This window comes from Clostridium sp. UBA3061 (genome assembly GCF_002367465.1).
Taxonomy (GTDB): Bacteria; Bacillota; Clostridia; order Clostridiales; family Clostridiaceae; genus Clostridium_J; species Clostridium_J sulfidigenes.
Map to the genome: position 1 here is coordinate 359,295 of NZ_DFCF01000002.1, position 17,667 is coordinate 376,961.

General features: G+C 29.6%; 19 protein-coding genes and 1 riboswitch. Of the genes, 15 read left to right on the forward strand and 4 right to left on the reverse strand.

Annotated features, from left to right (window positions below; genetic code table 11):
- Positions 1 to 41 precede the first annotated feature (41 nt).
- From eutM to B2P65_RS01860, 8 genes are all read left to right on the forward strand, one after another.
- Complete coding sequence (gene eutM / locus B2P65_RS01825) at positions 42 to 332, forward strand: ethanolamine utilization microcompartment protein EutM (protein WP_035130585.1); 291 nt, start codon at positions 42 to 44, stop codon at positions 330 to 332.
- A gap of 72 nt (positions 333 to 404) precedes the next feature.
- On the forward strand, positions 405 to 1,184 hold the full coding sequence (locus B2P65_RS01830) for a cobalamin adenosyltransferase (RefSeq protein ID WP_346847403.1): 780 nt from the start codon (positions 405 to 407) through the stop codon (positions 1,182 to 1,184).
- Between the two features lie 16 nt (positions 1,185 to 1,200).
- Entirely contained in the window at positions 1,201 to 1,827 is a 627-nt protein-coding gene (gene eutD / locus B2P65_RS01835) for an ethanolamine utilization phosphate acetyltransferase EutD (RefSeq protein ID WP_150846124.1), read from the forward strand.
- A 22-nt stretch (positions 1,828 to 1,849) separates the two neighbouring features.
- Entirely contained in the window at positions 1,850 to 2,536 is a 687-nt protein-coding gene (locus B2P65_RS01840) for a TIGR02536 family ethanolamine utilization protein (RefSeq protein ID WP_035130591.1), read from the forward strand.
- Between the two features lie 11 nt (positions 2,537 to 2,547).
- Positions 2,548 to 2,820, forward strand: coding sequence for a EutN/CcmL family microcompartment protein (locus B2P65_RS01845; RefSeq protein ID WP_035130595.1), 273 nt, complete (start codon positions 2,548 to 2,550; stop codon positions 2,818 to 2,820).
- Positions 2,813 to 3,358 (forward strand): BMC domain-containing protein, encoded by a 546-nt coding sequence (locus B2P65_RS01850; protein ID WP_346847404.1) that lies wholly within the window; start codon positions 2,813 to 2,815, stop codon positions 3,356 to 3,358. Before B2P65_RS01845 ends, B2P65_RS01850 begins: the two co-directional genes overlap by 8 nt.
- Before the next feature lie 81 nt (positions 3,359 to 3,439).
- Positions 3,440 to 4,534 carry an ethanolamine utilization protein EutH gene (gene eutH / locus B2P65_RS01855; RefSeq protein ID WP_035130598.1) on the forward strand — a complete coding sequence of 365 codons (1,095 nt, stop codon included), beginning with the start codon at positions 3,440 to 3,442 and terminating at the stop codon, positions 4,532 to 4,534.
- A gap of 2 nt (positions 4,535 to 4,536) precedes the next feature.
- Positions 4,537 to 5,007 carry a cupin domain-containing protein gene (locus tag B2P65_RS01860; protein WP_346879562.1) on the forward strand — a complete coding sequence of 157 codons (471 nt, stop codon included), beginning with the start codon at positions 4,537 to 4,539 and terminating at the stop codon, positions 5,005 to 5,007.
- A 129-nt stretch (positions 5,008 to 5,136) separates the two neighbouring features.
- Here the strand turns inward: B2P65_RS01860 and B2P65_RS01865 are convergent, their stop codons facing one another.
- The 4 genes from B2P65_RS01865 to B2P65_RS01880 all read right to left on the reverse strand — a co-directional run bounded on the left by B2P65_RS01865 (position 5,137) and on the right by B2P65_RS01880 (position 9,099).
- Positions 5,137 to 6,201 (reverse strand): lysylphosphatidylglycerol synthase transmembrane domain-containing protein, encoded by a 1,065-nt coding sequence (locus tag B2P65_RS01865; RefSeq protein WP_346847405.1) that lies wholly within the window; start codon positions 6,199 to 6,201, stop codon positions 5,137 to 5,139.
- Between the two features lie 2 nt (positions 6,202 to 6,203).
- Positions 6,204 to 6,908, reverse strand: a complete 705-nt coding sequence (locus tag B2P65_RS01870; protein ID WP_346847406.1) for a polysaccharide deacetylase family protein — start codon at positions 6,906 to 6,908, stop codon at positions 6,204 to 6,206.
- The gene (locus B2P65_RS01875) at positions 6,908 to 8,002 is read right to left on the reverse strand and encodes an MGDG synthase family glycosyltransferase (protein WP_346879500.1); all 1,095 of its coding nucleotides are present in this window, start codon (positions 8,000 to 8,002) and stop codon (positions 6,908 to 6,910) included. The genes B2P65_RS01870 and B2P65_RS01875 overlap by 1 nt, the downstream gene beginning before the upstream one ends.
- A gap of 236 nt (positions 8,003 to 8,238) precedes the next feature.
- A complete protein-coding gene (locus tag B2P65_RS01880) occupies positions 8,239 to 9,099 on the reverse strand; it encodes a DMT family transporter (protein WP_346847408.1) in 861 nt (286 codons plus the stop codon).
- 273 nt (positions 9,100 to 9,372) lie between these two features.
- A riboswitch (cobalamin riboswitch) is annotated at positions 9,373 to 9,545 on the forward strand.
- 159 nt (positions 9,546 to 9,704) lie between these two features.
- Between B2P65_RS01880 and cobT the strand changes: the two genes are divergently transcribed.
- The 7 genes from cobT to yjeM all read left to right on the forward strand — a co-directional run bounded on the left by cobT (position 9,705) and on the right by yjeM (position 17,488).
- A complete protein-coding gene (gene cobT, locus B2P65_RS01885; RefSeq protein ID WP_346847409.1) occupies positions 9,705 to 10,778 on the forward strand; it encodes a nicotinate-nucleotide--dimethylbenzimidazole phosphoribosyltransferase in 1,074 nt (357 codons plus the stop codon).
- Between the two features lie 59 nt (positions 10,779 to 10,837).
- Positions 10,838 to 11,425 (forward strand): alpha-ribazole phosphatase, encoded by a 588-nt coding sequence (cobC, locus tag B2P65_RS01890; protein ID WP_346879501.1) that lies wholly within the window; start codon positions 10,838 to 10,840, stop codon positions 11,423 to 11,425.
- 45 nt (positions 11,426 to 11,470) lie between these two features.
- Positions 11,471 to 12,022: a bifunctional adenosylcobinamide kinase/adenosylcobinamide-phosphate guanylyltransferase gene (cobU, locus tag B2P65_RS01895; protein WP_346847411.1), complete on the forward strand. Its 552-nt coding sequence runs from the start codon at positions 11,471 to 11,473 to the stop codon at positions 12,020 to 12,022.
- Between the two features lie 15 nt (positions 12,023 to 12,037).
- The gene (gene cobS, locus B2P65_RS01900; protein WP_346847412.1) at positions 12,038 to 12,853 is read left to right on the forward strand and encodes an adenosylcobinamide-GDP ribazoletransferase; all 816 of its coding nucleotides are present in this window, start codon (positions 12,038 to 12,040) and stop codon (positions 12,851 to 12,853) included.
- Positions 12,854 to 13,138: 285 nt separating this feature from the next.
- Positions 13,139 to 13,993: a DegV family protein gene (locus B2P65_RS01905; RefSeq protein WP_346879502.1), complete on the forward strand. Its 855-nt coding sequence runs from the start codon at positions 13,139 to 13,141 to the stop codon at positions 13,991 to 13,993.
- 49 nt (positions 13,994 to 14,042) lie between these two features.
- Positions 14,043 to 15,815, forward strand: a complete 1,773-nt coding sequence (locus tag B2P65_RS01910) for an aminopeptidase P family protein (protein ID WP_346847414.1) — start codon at positions 14,043 to 14,045, stop codon at positions 15,813 to 15,815.
- A 155-nt stretch (positions 15,816 to 15,970) separates the two neighbouring features.
- Positions 15,971 to 17,488 (forward strand): glutamate/gamma-aminobutyrate family transporter YjeM, encoded by a 1,518-nt coding sequence (gene yjeM, locus B2P65_RS01915; protein ID WP_346847415.1) that lies wholly within the window; start codon positions 15,971 to 15,973, stop codon positions 17,486 to 17,488.
- Positions 17,489 to 17,667: the final 179 nt, after the last annotated feature.

Below are 17,667 nucleotides of genomic sequence, written 5' to 3' on the forward strand. Positions count from 1 at the left end.
AATTTCAAAGTATATTGGTTAAATTTAAGGAGGAATTTATAATGGCAAACGCAAATGCATTAGGAATGATTGAAACTAAAGGATTAGTAGCAGCAATAGAAGCTGCAGACGCAATGGTTAAAGCTGCTAACGTACAACTAGTAGGAAAAGAACAAGTTGGTGGCGGTCTTGTAACTGTACTTGTAAGAGGAGATGTTGGAGCTGTTAAAGCTGCTACAGATGCTGGAGCAGCTGCTGCTGAAAGAGTTGGAGAATTAATATCAGTTCACGTAATCCCAAGACCACACTTTGAAGTAGATGCTGTTTTACCAAAAACACAGGAAACAGTTTAATTTAGGTTTGTGTAGAGATGTATTGCTAAAATAAGCAATACGTCTCTTACATCTAATGAGGGATGTGAAGATATGTCAGTATTAACTGAAAGTGAAGTTAGAAGACAGTTAAAGGGAACAGACTTTAAGGAATATACCGAATTTAGAGTTCTAAAAGGGCAAATAGTAACCCCATCTGCAAAATCATTTTTGTCAGAAAATAATATTAAATTGAAGTATGTAGATTCTTTAGAGGAAGTAGTGCATGAAGTAAAAAAGGTAAAAGAAGAAGTACCTGTAAAGTTACAAACGAGAGAAGAAAAAAGTAAATATATAACTGTATTTGGTGCTGAATTAATGGAAAAACCTGAGCATATGACACATTTAAATGGAAACTTATTAGTGTTTAAAGATCATAAGATAATAGCGCTGAGAGGAAAGTTAGATTCTCTTGAGTCTAAGATATTGGAAACTCAAGTTATTACTCATAAATTAGGAGCTTCAAAGCTAACAGAAGACCTTGAAGAGATATTAAAGTTTGTAAGATGTCTCCTTAGATGTGAAGTAGTTAATGAACCAGTAGGAGAATTTAAACTTCTTGGTATGACTCCAGAAGAATTGAGAGAAAAATCTCATTATCCAAAGAAATATTATGGGATTGGTCATGAGCCAGTAGCGTTTTCTATGGGTGAGGCTGTTGTGGCATTAAATTCTTGTAGAACAACTATAAGAGAAACTGAACTTTTAGCTTATACCGCATTTAAAGGGGAGTATGGTGATGTTCAAAGGCCGGATATAATAAAGGCATTAAATAGATTATCATCCTTGTTTTGGATAATGATATTTAAATATAGAACTGGAGAATACAGTTAAAGCAGGAGGATGAAATATGAATAATCTTTTAGTAGAAGATATCATAGATGAAGTAATAAAGAGAGTAAAAAAAGAAGCTTTTATAGAAGTTGAAGCCTCAGGAAAACACGTTCACCTATGTGAAGAACATATAAACATATTATTTGGACGTGATTATCAGTTAAATAAGGTTAAAGACTTATCACAACCAGGTCAATATGCATGTAAAGAAAGAGTTACTATAACAGGACCTAAGGGTTCACTAAAGAATGTTGTTGTTCTTGGACCTGCAAGGAAATCTACACAAGTAGAAATTTCATTAACTGATGCAACAGTTCTTGGAATTAAGGCTCCTGTTAAAGAGAGTGGTAAAATAGAAGGTACTCCTGGAATTACAATTTCTACAGAACGAGCTACTCTTACAATAGATAAAGGAGTAATTGTTGCTAAAAGGCACATACACATAACTCCAGAAGATGCAGAGAAGTTTGGTGTGAAAGATAAAGAAATCATTCAAGCAAAGGTTTATGGTAATAGACCCCTAATATTTGATGATGTTGTCATAAGAGTAAGCCCAGACTTTAGAACATATATGCATATAGACTATGATGAGGCTAATGCTTGTGGATTTACGAAGGGAACTCTTTGTAGAATAGTTAAGTAGGCCTCAAAAAGGAGGTATATAAATGAACTATGATAAACTTGTGGACTTAATAGTAAAAGAAGTTTATAAAAAGTTAGAAGAAACAAATAAAAATATTGTAAAACATAAGATAGCTGTAATAATTGGAGATGTAGAGTTGGATCCTATTACTAAATCTAATTTAGATGAAGAATATACTGTGACTTCATATAATGAAGAACAAATAGAAGCTGACATAGCCATAGTTTCTACACTATCTATAAAGTCCATGGCAAATATAGCTACGCTAACTGGTATTAATGAAGAAGAAAACTTTATCATTAATATGCTATTAGCAGGTAAGAAGGTATATGTCCTTGAAAATGGTCTAGAGTATAGAAAGTATAAAAATACTGCTCCAAGAGCACTATATAATAAGTATTTAAGCTTTGAAAGAGAGCTTAAAGTTTATGGAATTGATATAGTTGAGTTTATTGAAAAAGTTGAAGATAAAACCACAAGAAAAGAAGAGTATAAAAAGGTTGAAGATATTAGTATATTAGAAACTTCAAATTTTATATCAGAAGAGATGAGCTTCGAAATTAGAAATAAGAAACTTATTAGTGAGATGGATCTTAGGAAGCCATTTATGAATGGAATGAAATCTGTGGTAATAGATAAAAAAAGCATAATCACTCCATTGGCTAACGACTTTATAAGAATTCATAATCTGAAAGTTAAAAGAGTTTAGCGGAGGATAATATGGTTATAGGTAGAGTTGTTGGTAGATTATGGGCAACTAGAAAAGATGAAAAGCTAAATGGTCAAAAGTTTTTAATAGTGAGGCTACTTAAAGATATAGATGTAGAAGAAACAGGCTTTTTTGTAGCAGCGGATAGTGTAGGTGCAGGTACTGGAGACAATGTACTTATAACTAGAGGTGGTGCAGCTAGAGTATCACTAGGAGAAAGAGATGTACCTGTGGATGCAACTATAATAGGAATAATTGATTCAATAGAGGTGGAAAATGAGTAAAAGTATTGGAGCAATTGATTTTAAAAGTATAGCTAAAGGCATTGAAGTTGCAGATGAAATGGTGAAAAAAGCTGATGTTGATGTACTATATATTAAAACTATATGTCCTGGAAGGTTTTTAGTGATATTAACAGGAGATGAAGGTGCTATAAGAACAACCCTTGACCACGGGATTTTCTCTGGTCAGGGGCATATAATAGATAGTTGTATTATAAATAGTGTCCATAATAATATTATACAAGCTTTGAAAAGTAGGTTTGTAACTAAGGCTAATGGGGCCATAGGAGTAATGGAGACCAATAGCGTAAGTAGTGGTCTTAAAGCGTTAGATATTGCTCTTAAGGGAGCCAATTTAAATTTAGTAAAACTACAAGTAGCATCTGGAATAAGTGGTAAACTTGTTTATATTATTTCTGGTGGGCTTAGTGATGTAGAGCATGGAATAAATATAGCTAAAGAAGCTATAGAAGAAAAACGAATTGTTCATGCATCAGTAATACCTTCGCCAGATGAACTTATCATTAAGTATTTAACATAAAAGCTTAAACTTTAGTTTACACAGTTAACAGTATAAATAAATTGAATAAATAAAGAATTAACTTATTAAGGAGATGAAACAATGGGAATTAACGAGATAATCGTATATATCATGGTTGTATTTATGGCCCTTGGAGCCATAGATAAGTGTTTAGGAAATAAGTTTGGACTGGGAGAAAAGTTCGAAGAAGGTTTCATGGCTATGGGTTCTCTTGCAATTGCAATGATAGGAGTTATCTGTCTTGCACCAGTACTTGCAAATATATTAGAACCAGTAATAGTACCAGTATTTAATTTCTTAGGAGCAGACCCCGGTATGTTTGGAGGTACATTACTTGCAAACGATATGGGAGGAGCTTCGCTTTCTAAAGCTCTTGCAGTAGATTCTCAAGCAGGAATGTTTGGCGGATTAATAGTTGGTTCAATGATGGGTGTTACTATAGTATTTACAATTCCAGTTGCCCTTGGAATAATAGAAAAAGAAGATCATAAATTCTTAGCTATGGGAGTATTAGCAGGGGTTATTACAATTCCATTAGGAGCTTTTGTTGGTGGTCTTGTAGCTGGATTCCCAATAATTATGGTACTAAAAAACTTAATTCCAATAGTAATAATTGCAGCACTTATAGCTTTAGGACTTTGGAAATTTGAAAATGCAATAATTAAAGGATTTACAGTTTTCGGGAAGTTTGTAGTAATAGTTATAACTTTAGGATTAGCAGCGGCTGTAATTGAAGCATTAACAGGAATTGTTGTAATTCCAGGAATGGCACCAATTTCTGATGGTATTGAAACTGTTGGAGCAATAGCAATAGTTCTTGCTGGAGCATTCCCACTAGTATATGTAATTACGAAAGTATTCCAAAAACCATTAATGGGATTAGGTAAAGTTTTAAAAATGAATGATATAGCAGCTGCTGGTATGGTTGCAACGCTTGCTAATAGTATTCCAATGTTCGGAATGATGAAGGATATGGATAACAGAGGTAAAATAATTAACGTTGCTTTTGCAGTATCTGCAGCCTTTGTATTTGGAGATCACTTAGGATTTACAGCAGGATTTAATTCAGAAATGATATTACCAATGATAGTTGGTAAATTAGTTGCAGGAATTACAGCAGTATTTGTAGCTATATTTATTGCAAACAATGCAGCTAAAAAGGAGGAGGCTAAATAATGATGGAAAATATCGATAAAAGCTTATTAGAAAAATTAGTTAGACAAATAATAGAAGAAAAACTTACAGGAGCTTCTAATGATTCTGTAGATTTTGTAAGAAATAAAGATGTAAGTGGAATTATCTCTGTTAAACTACCAACAGTTAGAGTAGATGAGTCAAATAGACTTGATACTGGAAATAGCAGTGATATAGTATATACAAAAGATTTATTCACTCTTCAGGAAAGTAAAAGATTAGGTTGTGGAATAATGGAGATGAAAGAAACAACCTTCGATTGGACTTTAAACTATGATGAAATAGATTATGTTATAGAAGGACATCTAGACATAGTAATAGATGGAAGACTTGTATCTGCAGATGCTGGAGAATTAATTTTAATACCAAAAGGAAGCACAATTAAATTCTCAGTTCCAAACTATGCTAGATTCATATATGTAACATATCCAGCAGATTGGGCAACTCAAAACTAATAAATTAATTAACATACCAATACAGACTATATCCAAATTTTATTTAGATATAGTCTGTATTTTTAGTTTAAATATAAACTAATAGAATATTAAATATTCTATTACTGTAATTTCTATCTGAGCTTATTATTAATATAGATGACTATGTTGAATTTTATGTCTACCATTAACTTTAATATGAATAATTATTGTTATTATGCTACTTAATAATAGAAAGGCATAAAAACTAATTACACGGCTTAATAGCATTGCAGAGAGCAATAATTCTTTTGAAAAGAATATTTTAAATAATATCATAAAGCTACTTTCACTGGCACCTACTGCACCAGGCAAAGGCAAAGAAGAGACTGCTATAGTTAATAAGGCTTGTATAGAAAGTACATCTATAATGCCATAAGTACTTAATCCAAAAGATTTATATATGAAATATGGAACTAAATACATGGCTGTGATTTGTAAAACTGTAACTATTAAAACCTTAACAATTAGTAAAGGATTATTTTTGATATAATTAGCACCATTAGTATATTCATCAAGGTGAACATCAATTTTAGATAGAGTATACTCTGTATTTTTTATAACTTTAAATTTTGATAAGAGTTCAACAATAAATTTAATAAATTTACCAACTAAATTTTTAGAAAATATAGCTGCAAATATAAAACCTATTATAAATACATTTATCATAACTCCGTAAATTAACAACCATTTAATGCCATGTATATTATTTATTATAAAAGTATATTTAAAAAGATACATAAGTAGTCCATATAAAAGCATTACTGATTGATAGACTATGGCAACTATTAACAAAGTTAAAGAAGAATAGGATATATTTATATTATCCTTTTTCATATAGTATACTTGTGCTGGCTGACCACCAGATGATGAAGGAGTAATAGCACTAAAGTAAAATCCAATAAAGGAATAACCAATACATTTTTTAAAAGGTACTTTTATATTTAAATTTTTAAGTATAATATAAATAACATAAGCTTCAAAAATTATAAATAGACACATCATAGAAAATGCTATGAATAAGTAAATAGGATTAATTGTGTTTATTACAGGGATTAGTGAAGTTATCGAAGTATCTTTAAAAAGTAAGTAAAAAGTAATAGCAATGAGTAAGAACATAAAAATTAAACTTCCATAGTAGTTTTTAAACTTGTCTTTTTTTATAGATTTTTGCACAATTAATGTCCTAACCTTTCTGGTGTTATAAATTTATAACCTACTAATTTTAACTTAGGTAAAACTGTAGATAATGCTTCAATGGTTTTAAGAGGAGCATTGGAGGCACCCCCTGAATTCTCTCCTGCATCATGTAGACATATAATAGAATTTCTATCAGTGCGTAGTATTAACTTTGAAGATATAGAATCTACTGTAGCATATTTACTCCAATCTTCTGCCATAACATCCCATAAAATCATTTTTAAATTATACTGTTTAACAAAAAAGTTTGTAAAGATATTACTATGTCCCCAAGGAGGTCTATAATAGTTGATTTGATAATTGAAGTTTTTCATGATTTCTATACTATTTTTAAAATCTTTTTTCGTATATTTATAGCTATAAAAGAGAGCATTTTTATGGGCTAAAGAATGTAGTGCTATAGTGTGCCCTTCTTTATGCATACGATAGATTATTTCAGGATTATTCTTAGCATTCTCTGCAACAACAAAGAAAGTAGCTTTAATTTTATTTTCTTTAAGCACATCTAAAAGATTATTAGTATATCTTTCATCAGGGCCATCATCAAAAGTTAGCATTATTTCATTATCTTTATTAGTGAGTTTAATAATATTTGAATTTATATATTTGTTGTATAAGGTTGGTATAATTGAATGAATTAGAAAAATAATTATAATAATAGCTGTTAAAGTAGTAAAGTACATTAAGCACACGCTCCATCCATATTAGCTTCTAAAGTAAGTAATACTTTTTCAATTGATGTACAATCAAATTGTTTTTTAAAAATTTTTATATTATTAGAAAGATTATCTAGTATTGCATCATCAAAAATAATTTTTTTTATTTTATCAAAACATTTATCAGGACTTGTCTCAAGAACCTTTCCAATACCATTATTTAATATAAAGTTAGTATTATTAATTTCTTGTTGAAGAAAAGGCTTAAAGGCAATTAAAGGTGTTTCTGAGAAAATACTTTCAAATAAAGTTATTCCACCAGGTTTAGAAAGTATTAAATCTGCTTTTTGCATATATTTATAAACCTCATCAGTATATCCAAGTACATTAATATTTTCATATTTTCCATAAAGCATATTATAGATTTCAGTATTTTTTCCTGTAATAACTGTAGTCTTTACATTTTCTAAAGAATTAAGCTGGTTATAAAATTCCATAGACTTGGGTAATAGCCCTAATCCACCGCCCATAATAAGGAGCTGTTTTTCATTAGAAGAACTATTAGTTATAGATTTTTTAAATTCCTCTTTTACTGGTATTCCATTAATAAATATTTTGTTTTCAGGAACACCTTTTAAAATTAAATCCTTTTTTAAAGAGTTACTTCCAACTAAATAACAATTAGTATTATCATTAAGCCACTCTGAATGACTACTAATATCCGTTATGCAAGTTATAAGCGGAAGAGATGGATTATATTTCATCTTATATCTTGATATTAGTTGAGAGCAAAAGGGTAGAGTAGAAATAATAATATTAGGTTCTACATCTTTAATTAGGTTATCAAGCTTAGGAAGAAAGTATTTTAAAAACATAGGATTCATATTATATTTTCTATTTTCCGTAATTTTATAAACTTGATTATAAAACACACTACCTTTGTTCACCATAACATTAAAAGCCTTATAAAGTGCATTGGAATAATTTGGTAAAGAATATTCAAAAACATCCTTTATAACTACTGATGCATTAGGATGATTAGACTGAATTTGTTCACATAAAGATTTAGATACTGAATAATGGCCCATACCAAATTTTCCTGTAAGAATTAATATTTTCATATTTTAAACCCCCCATTAATTCTACATAATTTTTACTATGGTTTTATTTTACATGGTAAATCTTAAGAAATACCTTTAATAAATCTTAAGATTTATTAAAGATTTGGAGGAAATTATTAAGCTAAACATAAATTAATAATAAATTACTATATTAAATAGAGAAATAAAGACCTTAGATATATAATAAAAAGGATTGTCTCAAAAGAATTAACTTTGAGACAACACTTTTAAAAATATTATTTAAGGTTATCTAGTTTTTTATTGTACATAAACATGTAAAGTGAAGCAGAAAATATAACTATGTATCCTAAAATACTTATGATATCAGGGGATTGGTTAAATATTACCATGCTTATAATAGCTGAAAAGATTATATTAGAGTAATCAAAAATTGATATTTCTTTTGCAGGTGCATACTTATAGGCTAGAGTAATTCCAAATTGTCCTATAGTTGCAAAGATACCGGCTAATATTAAGTAGGTAAATTGAATCAAAGTCATAGGTGTATAAGAAAATATCATAAATGGGAAAATTGTTATTACAGAAAAGCAAGAAAAATAAAACACCACAGTATAATGCTTTTCACGGTTTCCAATGGCTCGAACGCAGGTATAGGCAGAGCCAGCAAATATGGCAGATGAAAGCCCTATGAGGTAAGGAATTATGTCTACACTAAAAGCAGGCTTTATAATAAGTAGTGATCCAAGGAAACCAATAGCAATGATAGTAATATGCCTTACCTGTAATCTTTCTTTTAAAAAGATAGCAGAGAAAAGTATTACAAAGAAAGGACTTAGCTTATTAAGCATATTAGCATCTGAAAGAATAAGATGGTCTATAGCATAAAAGTTTAATATTACTCCTAATGTGCCTAAAGTGGATCTCATAATAAGAAGCTTTTGGTTTTCTTTTTTGCCAAAGAAACTTTCTTTGTGATATATAATCATACCAAGGGCTATGACAAAAGAAACTATGTTTCTAAAAAAAGCCTTTTGCATAGAGGGTAAATCTCCAGATAGTTTTACAAAGGCAGACATCATTGCAAAGCCAAAGGCAGATAAAATAATTAATATTATTCCTTTAATTCTATTACTCATAGTACGTCTCCAATCTTAAGTTAATTTTTATAAACTATTTTAAAATACAGTTTATGTATCATAGTAAAGTTATAAATGCAATTCAAATGATATTACTTATCAATTATAATTATCCACTATTTCATAAATTTTTCAAGGGAATAGGGATATTTACGAATGTTATGTAAATTTAATTTATATTTATAGTTAATAACCTAAAGTTATATGTATTATTTAATATGGAGTCCATAAAGATTGTTGAATAAGTTATGCTAGTAGTATATAATTTAAGTTAAATGAATAATAGTTTAAGGTACATTAAGTTTAATAGGGAAAGTGGTTAAAAGCCACTGCAGCCCCCGCTACTGTGTACGGATACAAGTCATGATACCACTGGTAATTTACTGGGAAGGAAATGATGAGGATAAGCCGTGAGCCAGGAGACCTGCCTAAAACTTTGTTAGTTGAGACCTTCGGAGGGAAGAGTATATCAAACTATTTTTTAGTTTAATAAATTTAGTTATGTGTATTAACACCCTTATCTTAGAGGATAAGGGTGTTTTTAGTTATAATAAAACTATTTAAAGAATAAATTTTACAGAATAAATTTAGATGGAGTGATAAGAGTGGATGAATTAAAAAAGTTATTAAGTGGCATTGAAGAAGTAAATAGAGAAGTAATGAATAATTCTAAGAATTACATAGATCATTTAAGCAAGCCTATAGGAAGTTTAGGAGTATTAGAAGAGATTGTTGTAAAACTTAGTGGTATTAAGGGTGAGCATATAAAAGAAATAAAAAAGAAAAATATAGTTATAATGTGTGCTGATAATGGAATTCAAGAATCAGGGGTTTCTTCATGCCCAAGAGAGGTAACAGCTACAGTTACAGAAAATTTTGTAAAGGGTACTACTGGAGTGTGTATATTAAGTAGATACTACAATAATGATACTACTGTGGTTGATATAGGAGTGGATAAGGAATTTACTGATCCTAGAATAATTAACAGAAAGATTAGATATGGTACAAGTAATATGACTAAAGGTCCTGCAATGACTAGGGAAGAAGCTATCAAAGCTATAAAGATAGGAATTGATATTGTTAAGGAGTTAAAAAATCAAGGATATGATTTAATAGGAACTGGTGAGATGGGAGTAGGTAATACAGCTACTTCTGCAGCTATAATAAGTGTATTCTCTGGAATTGATAGTGATTTAATAGTTGGTAAAGGCTCAGGTCTAACAGATGATGGATTGTCCCATAAAAAGGCTATGGTAAAAAAATCTATTGAAATAAATAAGCCTAACAAAAATGATGCAATAGATGTGCTTAGTAAGGTAGGTGGATTTGATATAGCTGGCCTTTGTGGAGTATTTTTAGGAGGTGCTATATATAAAGTGCCAGTGGTAATTGATGGGCTTATATCATCAGCTGCAGCTATTTGTGCAAAGGAATTAAGTTCAAAGACTTCAGGGTATATGTTTGCATCTCACCTATCAGCAGAACCAGGATCACAATATGCAATGAAAACTTTAGGACTTGAACCTATGTTTAGTTTAGGAATGAGATTAGGTGAAGGTAGTGGATGTCCAATAGCCTTTGGAATAATAGAGAGTGCTGTTTTTACTATGAATAATATGGATTCCTTTAATGAAGCTGGCATAGATAAAAAGGATTATATAGATATAAGAAAACAATAGAATATGAACCGGTGCAGATAGGTTATTGATATACGGCTTTTTATAAAGGAGTGTAGTAATTGAAAATATATATAGTTAGACACGGGGAAACAGAAGAAAATATAAAAAAGACTTACTATGGAGATATAGACTGTGAACTAACAGAAAAGGGAATTAAGCAAGCAGAATTAGTAGGAGAAAAATTGAAGCATATAAACTTTGATAAAGTGTTTTGTAGTGAAAAAAAAAGAGCAAAGGAAACCCTTAAAAAAATATATGAAGGAGAAGGAGTTAAAGTAGATTCTAGATTGAATGAAAGAAACTTTGGAATCTTTGAAGGAAAAAACTATAAGCAGTTACAAGATTCATTTAAGTTAGAATATGATACTTGGACAAATGATTGGAAGGAGTATTCCATAGAGAATGGAGAGAGCTTTATAGAGGTTTATAATAGAGTGAAAAGCTTTATGGAAGAACTAAAAAAAGAATCAGTTGAAAATATATTTATTTGTACCCATGGAGGAATTATAAGAACAATATATACTTATATATTGGAAGGTAGTTTAGATAATTATTGGAGGTTTAATTCTAAAAATGCAGATTTGTCCATAATTAAATTAGAATACGGGTACTTTTATATTGATAGTATAATTCCAGTAGAATTTTAATATTAATTAATTTGTTTATGAGGATAAAAGAAGAGGAGAAAGAAAATGAGTAAATTAACTTTAGTTACTGGTGGATGTAGAAGTGGGAAAAGTAAATATGGAGAAAATCTACTTAAACATACTGATGATGTATTATATATAGCAACAGCTATAGTAACAGACGATGAAATGAAGCACAGAATAGAAAAGCATAAGGAAAGCAGAAATAAAAAGTGGCAAACCTTAGAAAGTTATAAAGACTTACATAAAAAAATAGAGAGATTTACTGAAAGATATATTTTTTTAGATTGCGTTACTATAATGACTACCAATTTAATGTTTGAAATCACTACAAATTACGATAATATAAGTGATGATGAAATAGATAAAATATGTGATAGCATAAAGAATGAATTTACATTATTCTTAGAAAAGTGTAAAGAGTTAGATAAAGAAGTTGTATTAATTACCAACGAAGTTGGATGGGGATTAGTGCCTGAAAATAAATTATCTAGAATTTTTAGAGATATTCAAGGGTTTATAAATCAGCATGTAGCAAATATTTGTGATGAGGTATATTTAGTTTGTTGTGGACAAGGATTAAAAATAAAGGGATAGACGAGGAGCAGAGTTATGATTAAAAATTTGATAATTTTAGCTATAATAGCTATTATGGTATTAGGAGCCATAGGAAAAGAAAAGATTTTCTTTAATAATTTTCTTTTACTATTCCAATTTATAACTAGAATACCGGTAAATATATCTTTGGCTTGTGAGAAAGAAAACTTTAAAAAAGCTACTTTATATTTTCCCGTAGTAGGAGCCATTCTTGGGGCTATTGAATATTTAATTTTTTATATTACATCTATATGGTTGCCATTACCTATGGTTGCTATAATTACAGTTATAGTTGGAATATTTATTACAGGTGGACTTCACATGGACGGACTAGGAGATACCTGTGATGGATTCTTTTCTTTTAGAAGTAGAGAGCGAATAATTGAGATAATGAAGGATAGTAGAGTAGGTTCTTTTGGAGTATTAGCCATGATTATAGATATAGCAGTTAAGGCTTTAGGAATATATTATATAGGAACAAAATCTATAGGTTATATGATAATAGTAATACCAATGATAAGTAGATTATTTACTGTATTTATTGCTTTAATAGGAAAGTCAGCTAAAAAAGAAGGTACTGGGAATTTTTACATTGGAAATACTAATGGTATATATTTTACAGGAGCATTAACTCTTACTTTACTTATTGGAAGTTTATTCTTTAATATTAAATATATTATTATACTTTTACTTGGCGGACTTATAGTTACTATAATATTTAATTTGTTTTGTAATAGCAAAATAGGAGGGCATTCTGGAGATACCCTAGGTGCCAATAATGAAATTGTTGAGCTAGCGTTATTTATACTAATTAGTAGTATGATTTTTTAAGAAAATAATGGTTATCTATATATTTTTAAATCTGGTATTGATATAATTATAATATTGTTTAGAAAATTGTATATAATTAATATTGTAGTTTGCATCTTGAATTTTAAATTTAGGATGCAAACTTAATTTAAATATTATATTACTTAAATGTTAGCTCAGTAGAGAGTTTTATATTTTTGAAAATTAGAATATTATATTAGAATTAAATATAATATAAAAATAAATATTAATTATGATTATAATTAATAATAAGCATATAATTATTGTTATTTGGAGGCAAGATTTATGAGTATAAAAATAATAACAGATAGTACTAGTTATATACCAAAGGAGCTCATAGAAAAATATGATATTACTGTAGTTTCTTTAGGTGTTGTTATAAATAATATAGCTAATAAAGAAATAGAAATTGAAAATGATAAGTTTTATAAAACCTTGGAGAAGTTAGATAGTATACCTACTTCATCTCAACCAAGTGTAGATGATTTGTTTAATAGCTTTGACCAGGTTATAGGTGAAGGACATGAAGCATTAGGAGTTTTTATATCATCAGAAATGAGTGGTACATATGCTACTTGTAATCAACTAATAAAAAAAATGATAATGGACAAATATCCTAAGGCTAGGATGGAAGTTATAGATTCAGCATCTAACTGTATGCAAATGGGATATGCAGTTTTAGAAGCAGCAAAACTGGCTGAGGAAGGTAAATCTATGGAGGAAGTTATAGCTGGAGTAGAGGCTATAAAGAGTAAGAGTAGGTTTTTATTTGTACCAGATACTTTAGAATATTTGAAAAAGGGTGGTCGTATAGGAGGAGCAGCCGCTTTATTTGGAGCACTTCTTCAAATTAGACCTATACTTACTGTAGAAGCTGGAAAGACTTCAGTTTTTGATAAAGTTAGAACAAAACAGAAGGCAATACTTAAAATTATAGAAAAATTGCAAAAGGATATAAAAAATAGAGGACTTGGACAGGTAATAGTTCATCACATAAACTGTGAAGAAGAAGGAAGGGCTCTAGCTAATAAAATCAAAGAAATATTAGGTATAGATGTAGATATACAATGCATTGGGCCTGTGATAGGCTGTCATGTAGGACCTAAAACTGTAGGAGTTGTTTATTATACTGAAAAATAAGATTGATATTTAAACATTAATAAAATTTATTTTATAAGGAGATGTTAAAGTGGATATTAAATCAAGAATTGAAAGTTTAAGAAGTTTAATGAAAGAAAGAAGTATAGACGCTTTTATTATTCCAAGTTCAGATAATCATGGAAGTGAGTATGTAAGTGACTATTTTAGAGTGAGACAATGGATTTCAGGATTTACTGGATCTGCTGGAACTGTTGTTATAACGGAGAAAGAAGCTCATTTATGGGTAGATGGAAGATATTTTCTTCAAGGAGAACAACAAATTCAAGGTACAGAATACATACTAGAACGTATGGGTGAACCAGGTGTTAAAACCTATACACAATGGATCTGTGATAATGTGAAATCAGGAGATACTGTCAGCTTTAATGGAAAGGTGTTTACAGTTTCTCAGCTTCATGATTTAGAAGAAGCTTTTGAAGAAAAGGGGATTAAAACAAAACCTGAAGAAGATATTTTTGATATTATCTGGAAAGATAGGCCAACTATGCCTAATAATAAAATATTTATTCATGAAGATTCTTATGCAGGAAAAACTGTAGAAGAAAAGTTAACTTTAGTAAAAGAAGAAATGAAAAATATTAATGTAAATAACTTATTATTAGCATCTTTAGATGATATAGCATGGCTTCTAAATTTAAGAGGCGGAGATGTGGAATGTAATCCTGTATTCTTAAGTTATTTCTTAATTAGTGATGACAAGTATATTCTATATGTAGATAAGGAAAAATTAAATGAAAAAATTATAAATCTATTAAGTAGTAAATCAATATCTATAAAAGATTATAATGACATAGTATCAGATCTTAAGTTAATTAAAGGAAATATAACCTTTGATCCAAGCAAAACTAATGTATGGCTTAAGGAATCTATAAATAAAGAAGTTAACACAATAGAAAAAAGGAATATAACTACGGATTTAAAAGCTAGAAAAAATTCTGTAGAGCTTAAAAATATAGAAAATGCCCATATAAAAGATGGAATAGCTATGGTAAAGTTCATAAAGTGGGTAAAAGAAAATGTAAATAATGAAGAGATAACAGAAATATCAGCGGCTGAAAAACTAAAAAAACTTAGAGCAGAAGGTGAGGAGTTTATAGACATAAGCTTTGATACCATTGCGGGATATGGTCCTCATGGAGCTATAATTCACTACAAAGCATCTGAAGAGTCTAGTCTGAAACTACAACCAAAAGGATTGTTCCTAGTAGATTCTGGAGCTCAATATTTAGATGGAACTACGGATATTACAAGAACTATAGCCCTAGGTGAACTTACAGAAGAAGAAAAGGAAGATTATACTTTAGTTTTAAAAGGACATCTAAATCTATCTACAGCAATATTCTTGGAAGGAACTCCGGGATGTAGTCTTGATGTTTTAGCAAGAAGAGCTCTTTGGAGCAAAGGATTAGACTTTAAACATGGAACAGGACATGGAGTTGGCTATTTACTTAATGTACATGAGGGTCCACAGGGGATAAGAAGAGAATTAAATCCAATTGCTTTAGAAGAAGGCATGATAGTATCTAATGAACCTGGAGTTTATAAAGCTGATAAACATGGGGTAAGAATTGAAAACTTAATAGCTGTTCAAGAAAAAGAAAAAAATGATTTTGGAAAATTTATGTGCTTTAAAGATTTAACTTTATGTCCTTATGAACTAGATGCAATAAATATATCTTTGCTTAATGAAGATGAAAAATCTTGGTTAAATGATTATCATAAAAAAGTATTAGAAAAGTTAAGTCCCTATTTATTAGAGGATGAGGTTTTATGGTTAAGAAATGCAACCAAAGAGATTTAAAAAAAGTAAGAAACCACAATGGATATTTGTGGTTTCTTATTTTTCTTACATATTTATTTTATTATGGTGAAAAATAAAATAAGATTACTTATTTAATAAGTAATTAGATAAAATTAAGTTTTTAAACTTAATTTAGCTACAAAGGAGGAAAAATAATGTCATCAAAGAAAGGTAGTACAGAAAAGTTATCTATCACAGCACTGATATTAATGATTTTTACATCTGTATATGGCTTTAATAATATGCCCAGGTCATACTATTTAATGGGGTATGGTTCAATACCCTTCTTCATTATAGCTGCAATATTATTCTTTATTCCATTTGCATTTATGATGGCTGAATATGGAGCCGCATTTAAAAATGAAACCGGAGGAATATATTCATGGATGGAGAAGTCGGTAAATGCTAAGTATGCATTTATAGGGACATTTATGTGGTATACGTCAACGGTAATATGGATGGTTAATGTATCTTCTGGAATATGGGTAACTTTATCTAATGCAATTTATGGTACAGATACAACTAGTACATGGAGTATATTTGGTTTTGGAGGGCGTCAAACTCTTGCCATACTTGCTGTTCTTTGGATTATATTTGTTACCTTCGTGTCAACTAAGGGGATAGAAAAAATTAAAAAGATTACTTCAGTAGGAGGTACAGCTGTAGCAGCACTTAATATATTGTTAATACTAGGTTCCATAGTTATATTAATAGGAAATGGTGGAGAATTAGCACAACCTATAGTTAATTCTACAACTTTCATATCATCGCCTAACCCAGCTTATCAAAGTTCAATATCAATATTATCATTTATGGTATTTGCTTTATTTGCCTTTGGTGGTATTGAGGTAGTTGGAGGATTGGTTGATCAAACAGATGAACCAGAAAAAAACTTTCCTAAAGGTCTTGCTATATCTGCTATAATCATAGCTGTTGGATATGCAGTAGGATTATTCTGTGTTGGAATATTTACAAATTGGGATGCTATACTTGGAACAAATGGTAAGTATGGAGATATAGTTCACATGGGAAATGTAGGTTATCTTATAATGAATAATTTAGGTTATCAATTTGGAGTAACATTTGGAGCAACTGAAGCTATTTCAGTACAAATTGGTAACTGGATAGCTAGATTTGTTGGATTATCAATGCTACTTGCTCTTACAGGAGCGTTCTTTACTTTAACATATGCACCACTTAAGCAATTAATAGCAGGAACTCCTAAGGGGTTATTCCCCGATTCAGTTGCAAAAATGAAAAAAGGTATGCCTGTAAATGCAATGCTTATTCAGGCTATAGTAGTAATAATTATGATTTTATTAGTAGGATTTGGTGGAGAAGCTATGGAAGAATTCTTTAGTATTCTTGTAGCCATGACTAATGTAGCTATGACAATTCCATATATGTTCTTGTCTGGAGCATTTATATCATTTAAAAGAAGAGCAGGAATACAGAAACCTTTCCAAGTTTTCAAAGGTAAAGGATTTATAATACTCGTAACTATTGTAGTAACAGCTACAGTTGGATTTGCTAACTTTTTCTCAATAATTGAGCCAGCTATGAATGGAGATATGGCTAAAACTATATGGAGTATTGCAGGACCAATATTCTTTTCAATAGTTGCCTTAGTACTTTTTGCTAGATATGAAAAGAACTTAAAGAAAAATAATTAAGAAAAATTTGCATTGAAGAATATGTTCTAAAGATTATAAAGTTCAGATAAATAATATCTGGACTTTATTTTATAAAAACATTTAAATATAAAATTTATTATTATAGAAGTTTTAATATGTCTTTTATTTTGGTGAAAATTTTATAAACATTTATTTATATTTATCAAATTTATTTATAA